Source organism: Pseudomonas sp. F8002 (assembly GCF_013385495.1).
Taxonomy (GTDB): Bacteria; Pseudomonadota; Gammaproteobacteria; order Pseudomonadales; family Pseudomonadaceae; genus Aquipseudomonas.
This window is the reverse complement of the sequence record NZ_JACAPW010000020.1, coordinates 100,305-112,095: the sequence shown is the minus strand read 5'-3', so window position 1 is coordinate 112,095 and position 11,791 is coordinate 100,305. Positions and strand designations below refer to the sequence as shown.

Annotated in this window: 10 protein-coding genes; 3 read left to right on the top strand and 7 right to left on the bottom strand. The window is 61.0% G+C overall.

Annotation, left to right across the window (positions count from 1 at the left end):
• Positions 1-281: 281 nt before the first annotated feature.
• Together HX811_RS17205 and HX811_RS17200 are read right to left on the bottom strand one after the other, a co-directional pair.
• Complete coding sequence (locus HX811_RS17205; protein ID WP_177046678.1) at positions 282-1,136, bottom strand: NmrA family NAD(P)-binding protein; 855 nt, start codon at positions 1,134-1,136, stop codon at positions 282-284.
• A 96-nt stretch (positions 1,137-1,232) separates the two neighbouring features.
• Positions 1,233-1,676: an Lrp/AsnC family transcriptional regulator gene (locus HX811_RS17200; RefSeq protein WP_177046677.1), complete on the bottom strand. Its 444-nt coding sequence runs from the start codon at positions 1,674-1,676 to the stop codon at positions 1,233-1,235.
• Between the two features lie 130 nt (positions 1,677-1,806).
• Between HX811_RS17200 and HX811_RS17195 the strand changes: the two genes are divergently transcribed.
• Positions 1,807-2,706 (top strand): DMT family transporter, encoded by a 900-nt coding sequence (locus HX811_RS17195; protein ID WP_177046676.1) that lies wholly within the window; start codon positions 1,807-1,809, stop codon positions 2,704-2,706.
• A gap of 19 nt (positions 2,707-2,725) precedes the next feature.
• Here the strand turns inward: HX811_RS17195 and HX811_RS17190 are convergent, their stop codons facing one another.
• Together HX811_RS17190 and HX811_RS17185 are read right to left on the bottom strand one after the other, a co-directional pair.
• A complete protein-coding gene (locus HX811_RS17190) occupies positions 2,726-4,714 on the bottom strand; it encodes a U32 family peptidase (protein ID WP_003217801.1) in 1,989 nt (662 codons plus the stop codon).
• 236 nt (positions 4,715-4,950) lie between these two features.
• A complete protein-coding gene (locus HX811_RS17185) occupies positions 4,951-5,331 on the bottom strand; it encodes a RidA family protein (protein WP_010170818.1) in 381 nt (126 codons plus the stop codon).
• Positions 5,332-5,875: 544 nt separating this feature from the next.
• On the opposite strand from HX811_RS17185, the gene HX811_RS17180 reads away from it, so the two are divergent.
• A complete protein-coding gene (locus HX811_RS17180; RefSeq protein ID WP_177046674.1) occupies positions 5,876-6,817 on the top strand; it encodes a cupin in 942 nt (313 codons plus the stop codon).
• Here the strand turns inward: HX811_RS17180 and HX811_RS17175 are convergent.
• The 3 genes from HX811_RS17175 to HX811_RS17165 are packed head-to-tail and all read right to left on the bottom strand — an operon-like array spanning position 6,810 to position 10,265.
• On the bottom strand, positions 6,810-7,715 hold the full coding sequence (locus tag HX811_RS17175) for a LysR family transcriptional regulator (RefSeq protein ID WP_177046672.1): 906 nt from the start codon (positions 7,713-7,715) through the stop codon (positions 6,810-6,812). The two genes, HX811_RS17180 and HX811_RS17175, sit on opposite strands and share 8 nt — an antisense overlap.
• 34 nt (positions 7,716-7,749) lie before the next feature.
• Positions 7,750-8,472, bottom strand: coding sequence for a FadR/GntR family transcriptional regulator (locus HX811_RS17170; RefSeq protein ID WP_003217775.1), 723 nt, complete (start codon positions 8,470-8,472; stop codon positions 7,750-7,752).
• A 56-nt stretch (positions 8,473-8,528) separates the two neighbouring features.
• Positions 8,529-10,265, bottom strand: coding sequence for an IlvD/Edd family dehydratase (locus HX811_RS17165; protein ID WP_177009543.1), 1,737 nt, complete (start codon positions 10,263-10,265; stop codon positions 8,529-8,531).
• 192 nt (positions 10,266-10,457) lie between these two features.
• Here HX811_RS17165 and HX811_RS17160 point away from each other — a divergent pair, with 192 nt between their 5' ends.
• Positions 10,458-11,780 carry an MFS transporter gene (locus HX811_RS17160; RefSeq protein WP_177046669.1) on the top strand — a complete coding sequence of 441 codons (1,323 nt, stop codon included), beginning with the start codon at positions 10,458-10,460 and terminating at the stop codon, positions 11,778-11,780.
• Positions 11,781-11,791 lie beyond the last annotated feature (11 nt).

The following is an 11,791-nucleotide window of genomic DNA, read 5'->3' as shown; positions in this document are numbered from 1 at the left end:
GCTCCCACAGAAAAGCAGATCTGTTTTCGCTCTGGTCTTTGCTTTTAACACTCAAGCCCACCGGGAGGCCGCTGTGCTCTTGCTTTTGATTTTGATCTGACTGCCCCAATAAGCCCGAGGCCGAACGCAGGTATTGCGGAGCGGCGGCCCGCGGAGCAATGCCGTTTGGTGGACTTTGCCGCTTTTGCAAAGTGACTCGCTGTAAGAGCGAAACCATACGCCGCCGTTACCCAAATAACGGATATGTACCCAATCACTGAGCTGGCTTGCAGGCCATGGCATCAGGTTTTTGCAGCCAACTCCCGCAGCACCTTGAGCAATGTGGTCTCACCCTTAACCACGTCCGCCTGCTCAAAGCAGATCCAACCTTCGTTAAACCCATCAATCATGCGCATGCGCGGCATTGGATTCTGCGCGCCTTGCTCACGAAACATCGGCTCCCACGCATCGCGAGGCACCACCTGTGCTGTCACCCCACGACCAAGCACTTCGGTCAACGTGCGAGCGATGTCGTTCGGGCTGACCCATTGGCCTTCCAGCTCAACTACCCGACGCCCACTCCAGTGCTGCTGTAACAATTGCGCGGCAAGGCGGCCGACGTCGGCAGTAGCGATCATCGGCACGGCTTTATCCAGCGGTTGCAGGAAGCTGTTGATCACCCCGTGCTCGCGGGCGGCCAGCACGTCATAGGCCGAGTTCTCCATGAACCAGCCCGGACGCAAAAAGGTCACCGGCACGTTCAACGCGCTCAGCGCTTGTTCCATCAAGGTGCGTTGGGTCAGCAGGTTCAGGTGTTCGGCCTGGGCGCCAATGGTCGACAGGCAAACAACTTTCTGCGGGGCCGCAGCTTCAATGGCCTGGGCGACGGCGGCAATCACCTTGCGCGCCTCGGGAAAACCCGGCTCCGGGTCGAAATCCGAAGGCGGCAGGATGAACACGCCGGTGGCACCCTTGAATGCTTCAGTGAGGGCCGCAGCGTCGTCCATATTGGCGATGGCGACCTCGCAACCAAGGGCGGCCCATACGGCGCCTTTGCTGGCATCGCGAATGACTGCGCGCACGGGTTGACGATCGTTGAGCAGAAAGCGCGCGAGGGCGCCGCCGACTTTGCCTGTGATTCCGGTGATGACATACATGGTGTTTACGCCTGTTGTTCCAATGTGTGGATCAAGCATAAACACCGCCCTGGATTGACAGAATAGCGATCCCGTCACTGCATCAGTGACTCAGAATCACGAATCACCCAGCGGTGGCAGCCGGCGCTTTACCGGGGTTTTCTTGACGATGGCCGTGTTGGTTTCGGCGTACGCGTTGAGCCGGTCAAGCAGGGTGTCCAGTTGGTCCATGGTGCGCACATGTAGGCGTGCGATGAAGCAGTCATCGCCGGTCACTTTGTCGCATTCGGTGAACTCGGAGATCGCCTGGATCTGGCGCTCCACCTCCTGCAGTTTCCCGGGCAGTGGGCGGATGCGCACGATGGCTTGCAGCAGATAGCCAAAATGTTTGGGGTCGATGTCCACGGTGTAGTTCTTCAACACGCCACGCTCTTCCAGCCGTCGCAACCGCTCGCCGACGCTGGGGGAGGACAGGCCGGTGATACCCGCCAAGGCCTTGAGGGACAGGCGCGAATCGTCCATCAGCGCGGCGATCAGTTGCTGGTCAATGCTGTCAATCATGGTCGCTCCGAAAGCGATTGCTCAGGTTTGCCTAATAAGAATAGGCGAAATGAAAGGTTCGCCTTATTTAGAATATGGAGTCGCTACAGGCCAGATTGCCATAATTGAGCCTCACTTGAGGAGCTCAATCATGGACAAATCCATACGTCGCGGTTCATGGGAAATGGTCGCCGCCATGCTCATATCCGGCACCATCGGCTGGTTCGTGCTGGTGTCGGGAGTGCCGGTGGTGGAAGTGGTGTTCTGGCGCTGCGTGATCGGCGCGCTGACGTTGCTGGTGGTGTGCTGGCTGCTCGGCTATCTGCGCCTGGACTTGCTGGACTACCGCAAACTCGGGCTGGCGATGCTCAGCGGCGTGGCGATCGTGGGTAATTGGTTGCTGCTGTTCGAGTCCTACGCCAGGGCATCCATCTCCATCAGCACGGCGGTGTATAACGTCCAGCCGTTTATGTTGGTGATGCTGGCGGCGGTGTTCCTGGGGGAGAAAATCACCTTGCAAAAACTTGCCTGGTTGAGCGTGGCTTTCGTCGGGATGCTGGCGATTGTCACCGCTCATGGCAGTCAGCAAAACACTGGGGATGACTACCTGGCGGGTGTGGCATTGGCCCTGGGCGCGGCGTTTCTGTATGCGATTGCGGCGCTGATCATCAAGCGCCTGAAGGAAGTGCCGCCCCATTTGATGGCGTTGATTCAGGTGAGCACGGGTGCCTTGCTGCTGGCACCGCTGATGCAGTGGCACAGCCTGTCTGCATCGATGGATGCTTGGGCGGCACTGTTGACGCTGGGCGTGGTGCATACCGGCTTGATGTACGTATTGCTGTATGGCGCGATCCAGAAGTTACCGACGGCAATCACCGGCGCGCTGTCGTTTATCTACCCGATCGCAGCAATCTTCGTCGACTGGATTGCCTTTGGGCATCGGCTGGGCTGGATGCAATGGCTGGGCGTGGCGGCCATTCTGCTGGCGGCGGCGGGATTGCAGCGGGGTTGGTGGTGGCGTTCGAAAACAGTGATGAGCGTCACGCCGTAGCATGACGCTCACCGGCGACTCAATGTGCGCCGCGCGGGATGGTCTTGAGCAGGTCATCCGGGCTGATATAACCCACCACGCTGCCCGGTTGCGGCAGGCCGAGGATGTGGCCCTTGATCTTGCCGATCACGTGCATCTCGCAAGGCTTGCAGTCGAACTTCAGCGTCAGTACTTCGTCGCCGTGGATCAACTGCATCGGCGCAACCTTGGTCTTCACCCCCGTCACACCCTTGGCCTGTTTGGGGCAGAGGTTGAACGAGAACCGCAGGCAGTGCTTGGTGATCATCACCGGCACTTCGCCGGTTTCTTCGTGGGCTTCGTACGCCGCGTCGATCAGTTGCACACCATGGCGGTGATAGAAGTCGCGAGCCTTCTGGTTGTAGACGTTGGCCAGGAACGACAGGTGCGATTCCGGATACACCGGCGGCGGCGTGGTTTCCGCCTTGCGGCCGCCCCGTGGATGGGCCTGGATACGCGCCTCGGTCAGCGCCTCGATCACTTCACGGCGCAGGGCCTTGAGCTGCGAGTTCGGGATGAAGAACGCCTGCGGCGCATCCAGCTCGATCGCAGTGGCGTGGTACTGGGTGGTGCCCAGTTGGCCCAGCAGGTCACGCAGGGTTTCCAGGGCCTGTTCCGGCTTGTTGGCCACGCCAAACGGGCCGGGCAGGGCAACGCTGGCGCTGATGCCTTCTTCGCTGGTGACGGTCAGTTCCAGGCGGTCTTCCTGCAGGCGAGCCGCCCAGGACACACCAATACGGCGCTCGGCGGAAGTCTTGAGCAGCGCCTGCTGCCAGTTATGGTCCAGGTTGCGGTTCAACGGATGATTCGGCCGCAGTTGATGCAGGCCGGCCGGCATCTCGTTGGGTTCGACGCGGTAGCGATAGCGCTTCTCGCCGTCTTCTTCGAACTCACCTTTTGGCTCGGCGATGTTGGCGCGGAAACCCACCACTTCGCGCTTGATCAGCACATTGAGACCGTCGCCATTGGACAGCGGCTCATGGGTGACCACTTGCAAGTCACGCTTGCCGGCTTTTTCCACCACACCCACCGGCAGGCCGGTAAAGGTTGGGGTGTCGAAGGCGCCGATGTCGACCTTGCGGTCGGTGACGAAGTAGTCGGTGCTGCCACGGTGGAAGGTCTTTTCCGGGTCCGGCAGGAAGAAATGCGCGGTGCGGCCGCTGGAGGCGCGAGCCAGGTCCGGGCGGTCTTCAAGAATCTCGTCCAGGCGCTGGCGGTAATAGGCGGTGATGTTCTTCACATAGCCCATGTCCTTGTAGCGGCCTTCGATCTTGAACGAACGCACGCCGGCATCCACCAGGGCGCGCAGGTTGGCGCTCTGGTTGTTGTCTTTCATCGACAACAGGTGCTTTTCAAAGGCAACCACACGGCCCTGGTCATCTTTCAAGGTGTAGGGCAGGCGGCAGGCCTGGGAGCAATCGCCGCGGTTGGCGCTGCGGCCATTCTGGGCGTGGGAGATGTTGCACTGGCCGGAGAAGGCCACGCACAAGGCACCGTGGATGAAGAACTCGATGGCGGCATCGGTTTCATCGGCAATCGCCCGGATCTCTTGCAGGTTCAGCTCACGGGCCAACACCAGTTGCGAGAACCCGGCCTGGTCGAGGAACTTGGCCCGGCCCAGGGTGCGGATGTCGGTCTGGGTGCTGGCATGCAGTTCGATGGGCGGGATATCCAGCTCCATCACCCCCAGGTCCTGGACGATCAGCGCGTCGACGCCGGCATCGTAAAGCTCGTGGATCAGCTTGCGCGCCGGCTCAAGCTCGTTGTCGTGCAGGATCGTGTTGATGGTGGTGAACACCCGCGCATGGTAGCGCCGAGCGAACTCCACCAACTGCGCGATATCGCTCACGTCGTTGCAGGCGTTATGGCGCGCGCCGAAACTCGGGCCGCCGATGTACACGGCGTCGGCGCCATGCAGGATGGCCTCGCGGGCGATGGCAACATCGCGCGCAGGGCTGAGCAATTCCAGGTGATGCTTGGGCAAGGACATAGTTTTTTTAGTCAGGCTTGTCACGGAGGCGGGCATTGTAGCTGCGAAATGCGCTCTCGACATCTATCAAGCCCTGCGTGTGCTCCCAAACTGGAATGCACTCAACTGTGGGAGCCGGGCTTGCCCGCGATGCAGACACCGCGGTGTATCAGTGACACCGCGGCGATCCCATCGCAGCCTCGCTGGGGCTCGACAGCTCCCACATTTGATCATCGTTGGTTTATAGAGCGTTTGACTCAGGCCTTGGCCGCCATCGCCGTGACTTCAACCCGCATGCCTTCCACGGCCAGGGCTGCCACGCCAACCGCCGCACGCACCGGCCAAGGCTTGGCGAAGTAACGTTTGTAGACTTCGTTGAACGCGGCGCGGTCGGCCATGTCGGTCAGATAAATGGTCAGGTGCATGACCCGGTCAATCGAACTGCCGGCACGTTCCAGGGCCACCTTGAGGGCTTGCAGGGTGCATTCGCTTTGCAGGGTGATGTCGCCAAGCTCCAGGCTGCCGTCGGCGCGGGTAGGGATTTGCGTGGAGACGAGGATGCCGTTGAAGCCGATGACGTCGGAAGAGATGGAGTCCGGGTCGAGATCGGGGGTGAAGGCGAGGTCGTGGTTGGCCATGGGATTCCCTTGGGTGACATCAGAAAGAAGGCCGATATGGTCCCCGAAAAAAAGGCCCGGGGCAAACCCGGGCCTTTTCGGCGAAACAGCAAGGTAAAACGAAAGTCCACGATCAACCGTGTTTGTTTAACTAGCCTGTTGTTTTCGTGGATAGTTTAATTGCCAATAGTTGCATGCGCAGGTGGACGACCGGTTAAACTCGATTAATTAAAATTCACTGTGCATATGCGCACGCTGCTGTAGTTTTAACCCTGTCTTAGCCGCTCTGCTTCGACAACATCCTTTGGTTTGCCGCCGCAGTCTCTGCGGCGGTTTTTTTATGGGCGCTGATGTATATATATTTAACTTATTTATAAAGTGGCACTTTGATAGTTGGCTGAATCAAACTATCAGTACACCAAGAGAGGCTTGTGCCTGCCCCATTTCGCACAACTGCTGTGCAAGATGAGGGATTAATCCACCGCCGCTGAATGCCTATAGTTCTTTCACCGCCGCAGCGCCCCATGGGGCATGCGAAATCCAGTCGTAGATTGAGGTGATCATAATGAATAGCGAATTCAAGCCTGACGTGGCCGATACCCAACCGCTGCACCTGCTCGATGCCGAATACTTTGAATACAGCAAGGCCGCCAATCCCATCAGCGCCAACCTGATCACCCGCATTCCCTATCACAGCTTCCCGGCCTCGCTGTACGACAGTGGGCCCTCTCGGGTAGTGCCGCTGGACCTCAGCGATGCCTTGGGTTGCGAAGGTCCGGCCACCGGTCCGGGGCTGTGTGCGAACTTCATTCGCCTGAACGCCGGCGATACGCTGGAACTGCACCCCAACGCCACCTCACAGGTGTTTTATGTCATCGCAGGGCAGGGCAGTGTGGTTCAGGGCGCGCACCGCATCGACTGGACCAAGGGCTGCTTCATTGCGCTGCCAGGTCTGCAGCAAGCGCAGTTCAGCGCATCAGAGGATGCGCGCCTGTATTACGTCCACGATGAGCCGCTGTTGCGTTACCTGGGCGTGACCCGCAGTGCCGATCGCTTCGTGCCGACGCTGTATCCCGCGGAGCTGGCCAACGCAAAACTGCGGGAAGCGGCCGATGATCCCCGCGCCCAGGACCGTAGCCGTATCAGCATCCTGCTGGGCAATCGCAACTTCCCGCAGACCCGTACCGTGACCCATGTGCTGTGGGCGATGTACGGCATCCTGCCGCCGGGGTCGATTCAGAAGCCCCACCGACACCAGTCGATTGCGCTGGATTTCATCATTGATTGCCCCAAGGGCTGCTATTCGCTGGTGGGCACCGAACTGGACGCCGATGGGCAGATCCGCAACCCGGTGCGGGTCGACTGGTCGCCGGGCCTGGCGTTCGTCACCCCGCCAGGTTACTGGCATGCCCACTTCAATGAGTCCGACACGGAAGCCTTCCTGATTCCGATCCAGGATGCGGGGCTGCAAACCTATCTGCGGTCGCTGGATATCCGCTTCAGCTGAGACGTTTCCAGTGCGGTGTTTCGCCCAGTTGCTCGACGATAAAGTCGATGAAGCACCGCACTTTGGAAGACACGATGCGCTTGGGTGGATAAACGAACCAAACCGCCGATTCACGGCCTGCGATGCGGATATCCCACTCAGGCAACCACACCAGCAACTCGCCGGTTTCAATGGGTTTGGCTACCAGCCAGTCGGGCAGCAAGGCAAATCCCAGGCCCTGTTGTGCGGCGATCAATTGTGCGTCCAGGTCGTTGATCCGGATGCTGTCTTTATGCACCAGCGGTGACACCTCACGCCCGTTGGCAAATGCACTGTCAGCCGCTCCCAGGATCGCCGGCATGGCAGCCAGGTCGGCAGGGTTGACCGGCGCCGGATACTCCCGGCAAAACTCCGGGCTGGCCACCAGCCGGTAGCGCTCATCGCAGATCTTGCGTGCCTTCAACGTGGAATCCGCCAGGGTGCCAATGCGGATCGCCAGGTCCGCGCCGGCATGAATCAGGTTGACGTGGCTGTCGTCCAGCACCAGTTCCAGCTTGATCTGCGGGTAGCGGGCCAGGAAGGCATTCAAGGTGGGAAGGATATGGTGGCGGGCAAAGGCGGGCGGCAGGTTGAGCTTGAGCACGCCCCGTGGTTGTTCGTTCAGCGCGGAGGTGGCCGCCTTGGCTTGTTCCAGCTCGTCCAGCACCCGGCGGGCGTGCGTCAGGAATGTCTGGCCACCCTCGGTCAGGTGCAGCGTACGGGTAGAGCGGTTGAACAAGGCGATGCCGAGGTCCTGTTCAAGGTCCTTCACGTAGCGTGAAACCGTGGAAGCCTTGATGCCAAGCCGGTCGGCGGCACGGGAGAAGTTATTGCCCTCGGCGGCTTCGACAAAGGCGGTTAACGCAGCGAAGTAATCCAAGGGCGGCCTCGACTTGACGGTGGGTTGCCTGGCGCTACAGCGGCGTCAGCACGTTCATCACGGTGTCCAGCGCGACCCGGGTATCGTCCAGTTGCACCAGGGAGGCATGCCGCGCGCCGAGGGCGTCACGGTTCTTGATCGCGGTGAGGATCGCTTTGTGCCGGGGCAGGCTGAGGCCCTGGATGTCGGGGCGACGGTTGGTGATGTTGATGGACTCGCGAAGTGGCAGCGACAGCATATTGCACATGTAGGCCAGCAAGTCGTTGCGGGTCGCATCGGCAATCGCCCGGTGGAAGTCCAGGTCGGCCTGCAGCAACGTTTCGTGGGTATTGGCGGTTTCCATGCCGAGGTAGGCTTTTTCGATGGTGGCGATGTCGGCGTCGGTGGCGGTGGTCGCGGCCATCGCGGCGATTTCCGGCTCGAGGATCCGGCGCACACCGGCCAGGGTGTTGAAAAACTCGCTGTGGGGTGTCGACTGCATCAGCCAGGTCAGTACGTCCGGGTCCAGCAAGTGCCACTGCACCCGTGGGCGCACCACGGCGCCAACCTTGGGCTTGGAAATCACCAGGCCCTTGGCGCTCAGCACCCGGGTCGCCTCACGCAATACCGAGCGGCTGACCTTGTACTCCTCGCACAAGGTGGCCTCCATGGGCAACCGTTCTTCCGGCTTGAAGCGCCCGGAAACGATGTGCATGCCCAAGTCCTGAACGATTTGGGCGTGCATGCTCTTGCGCGGCTTGGTCGGCTGCTGATCCATAACAGGGAGGCTACTCTGGCGAAATACGCGGCATCATAGCATTGCTCCCGTCCCAATTAGTGGGAATGACGCGGCACTTCGGCGCCACGGCAGCCCACCAGGAAGTCGAAGTCGCAGCCCTGGTCTGCCTGTAATACGTGGTCGATGTACAGCTGCCGGTAACCCCCGACAATCAGTTGCTCGGGCGGCGCAAGGTCGGCCATGCGGGCCGCCAGTTCGGCGTCCGGGATGTCCAGGTGCAGGCGGCCATTGGCGCAATCGAGTTCGATCCAGTCGCCTTCCTTGACCGTGGCCAACGGGCCGCCGGCCGCCGCTTCCGGTGCCACGTGCAACACCACGGTGCCGTAGGCCGTGCCGCTCATGCGCGCATCGGAAATGCGCACCATGTCGGTCACGCCCTGGGCCAGCAGTTTGGCCGGCAAGCCCATGTTGCCGACTTCCGCCATGCCCGGATAACCCTTGGGCCCGCAGTTTTTCATCACCAGGATCGAGTTGGCATCCACGTCCAGTTCCGGGTCGTTGATCCGTGCCTTGTACATGTCGAAGTTCTCGAACACCACGGCACGCCCGCGATGCTGCATCAGCTCGGGACTGGCAGCCGAGGGCTTGAGGACTGCACCCAGTGGCGCGAGGTTGCCCCGCAGCACACAAATGCCGCCGTCGGCGCGGATCGGGTTGTCGAGGGTGCGGATCACTTCGTCCTGGCCGTAGATCGGCGCTTCCCGTGTGTTTTCGCCGAGGGACTTGCCGTTGACGGTCAAGGCATTCGGGTGCGGGATCAGGTTGGCCTCACCGAGGCGGCGCAGCACCGCCGGCAGGCCGCCAGCGTAGTAGAACTCCTCCATCAGGAAGCGCCCGGACGGCTGCAGGTCGACGATGGTCGGCATGCCACGGCCCATGCGGGTCCAGTCGTCCAGGTCGAGCTCGACGCCGATGCGTCCGGCGATGGCTTTCAGGTGAATCACCGCGTTGGTCGAGCCGCCAATGGCTGCGTTGACGCGGATCGCGTTTTCGAAGGCCTCCTTGGTCAGGATCTTCGACAGCTTCAAGTCTTCACGCACCATCTCTACCGCACGCATGCCGGACATGTGCGCCAGTACATAACGCCGCGCATCCACCGCCGGAATCGCCGCGTTGTGGGGCAGGGAAGTGCCGAGTGCTTCGGCCATGCAGGCCATGGTCGAGGCGGTGCCCATGGTATTACAGGTGCCCGCCGAGCGGGACATGCCGCCTTCGGCCGCGAGGAAATCGTCGAGGGTAATGGTGCCCGCCTTGACCTGTTCGCTGAGCTGCCACACCACGGTGCCCGAGCCGATGTCCTGGCCCTTGTGCTTGCCGTTGAGCATCGGCCCGCCGGTGACGACGATCGCCGGCACGTCGCAACTGGCGGCGCCCATCAGCAGCGCCGGGGTGGTCTTGTCACAGCCGGTCAGCAGCACCACGCCGTCGATGGGGTTGCCGCGAATGGCTTCCTCCACGTCCATGCTGGCCAGGTTACGGGTGAGCATCGCGGTGGGGCGCAGGTTCGATTCGCCGTTGGAGAACACCGGAAATTCCACCGGAAAGCCACCGGCTTCGATCACGCCGCGTTTCACATGCTCGGCAATCTGGCGGAAGTGCGCGTTGCAGGGCGTCAGCTCCGACCAGGTATTGCAGATCCCGATGATCGGTTTGCCGTGGAACTGATGATCGGCAATCCCCTGATTTTTCATCCAGCTGCGGTACATGAAGCCGTTTTTATCGGCGGTACCAAACCAGCTGGCGGAGCGCAGGACGGGCTTTTTCTCGGACATGGCTGACTCTCTTATTGTAAGACTATATTGATCCATTCTCGACTTAACATAGGCGTAAATTCGGGTGTTTGGAAGTGTTGTTGATTAAATAGTATTACTATATAGTCCGATTTAACGAGGCCTGGCCCTGGCGGTTTTCCGCGAGAGGCGACCCGAAACGCTCTATAAAAATAACAATCGGAGACCGCTCACATGAGCCAGGAACAGCGGCTGATACGTCGCATCACGCTGAAACTGATTCCCTTCCTGATCTTGCTGTACCTGATTGCCTACGTGGATCGCTCGGCCGTGGGCTTCGCCAAATTGCACATGGGCGCGGATGTGGGCATCGGCGATGCGGCGTATGGACTGGGAGCAGGGCTGTTCTTTATTGGCTACTTCCTGCTGGAAATCCCCAGCAACCTGATGCTCGATCGTTTCGGCGCGCGGCGCTGGTTCGCACGAATCATGGTGACTTGGGGCGCGATTACCATCGGCATGGCATTCGTCCAGGGCCCCCACAGTTTCTATGTGATGCGCTTTCTGCTGGGCGCCGCCGAAGCCGGGTTCTTCCCGGGTGTCCTCTACTACATCACCCAATGGTTCCCGGTGAGGCACCGCGGCAAGATCCTCGGGCTGTTCATCCTGTCCCAACCCATCGCGATGATGATCACCGGCCCCGTGGCGGGCGGCTTGCTCGGCATGGACGGGATACTCGGCCTGCACGGCTGGCAGTGGTTGTTCATCGTCATCGGCACCCCGGCGATCCTGCTGACCTGGCCGGTGCTGCGCTACCTGCCGGATGGGCCGCAACAGGTGAAATGGATGGACCAGGCGGAGAAGGCCTGGCTCACCGGCGAGCTGGCCAAAGACCTGCAAGCCTACGGCCAGACCCGGCACGGCAACCCGCTGCATGCGCTGAAGGACAAGCGCGTGCTGCTGCTGGCGCTGTTCTACCTGCCGGTGACTTTGAGCATCTATGGCCTGGGCCTGTGGCTGCCGACCTTGATCAAGCAGTTTGGCGGCAGCGACCTGACCACCGGGTTTGTGTCGGCAGTGCCTTACATCTTCGGGATCATCGGTTTGCTGATCGTCCCGCGCAGTTCCGATCGCCTGAATGATCGCTACGGCCACCTCGCCGTGCTCTACGTGTTGGGCGCCGTCGGGCTGTTCCTCAGCGCCTGGCTGACGGTGCCGCTGTGGCAACTGGCAGCGCTGTGCCTGGTGGCGTTTGCGCTGTTCTCCTGCACGGCGGTGTTCTGGACCTTGCCGGGACGTTTCTTTGCCGGCGCGAGTGCAGCGGCGGGCATCGCCTTGATCAACTCGGTGGGCAACCTCGGCGGCTACATCGGGCCGTTCGTGATCGGCGCCCTCAAGGAGTACACCGGCAACCTTGCGTCGGGCTTGTACTTCCTGGCGTGCGTGATGCTGTTCGGGGTGGTGTTGACCGGGGTGGTCTATCGGTTGCTGGAGCGCAGGCACGTGCTGCCGCCCGACCAGTTCGCCGCCAGCGCCCGTGGCGCCACGCGTACTTAATTGGCAATCAG

Excerpts from the sequence above, each read along its gene's own strand:
- HX811_RS17195 (WP_177046676.1), top strand. The coding sequence starts at position 1,807 with ATGGACAAATCCATACGTCGCGGTTCATGGGAAATGGTCGCCGCCATG.
- HX811_RS17180 (WP_177046674.1), top strand. The coding sequence starts at position 5,876 with ATGAATAGCGAATTCAAGCCTGACGTGGCCGATACCCAACCGCTGCAC.
- HX811_RS17185 (WP_010170818.1), bottom strand. The coding sequence starts at position 5,331 with ATGGCCAACCACGACCTCGCCTTCACCCCCGATCTCGACCCGGACTCC.
- HX811_RS17160 (WP_177046669.1), top strand. The coding sequence starts at position 10,458 with ATGAGCCAGGAACAGCGGCTGATACGTCGCATCACGCTGAAACTGATT.
- HX811_RS17170 (WP_003217775.1), bottom strand. The coding sequence starts at position 8,472 with ATGGATCAGCAGCCGACCAAGCCGCGCAAGAGCATGCACGCCCAAATC.
- HX811_RS17200 (WP_177046677.1), bottom strand. The coding sequence starts at position 1,676 with ATGATTGACAGCATTGACCAGCAACTGATCGCCGCGCTGATGGACGAT.
- HX811_RS17165 (WP_177009543.1), bottom strand. The coding sequence starts at position 10,265 with ATGTCCGAGAAAAAGCCCGTCCTGCGCTCCGCCAGCTGGTTTGGTACC.
- HX811_RS17205 (WP_177046678.1), bottom strand. The coding sequence starts at position 1,136 with ATGTATGTCATCACCGGAATCACAGGCAAAGTCGGCGGCGCCCTCGCG.
- HX811_RS17190 (WP_003217801.1), bottom strand. The coding sequence starts at position 4,714 with ATGTCCTTGCCCAAGCATCACCTGGAATTGCTCAGCCCTGCGCGCGAT.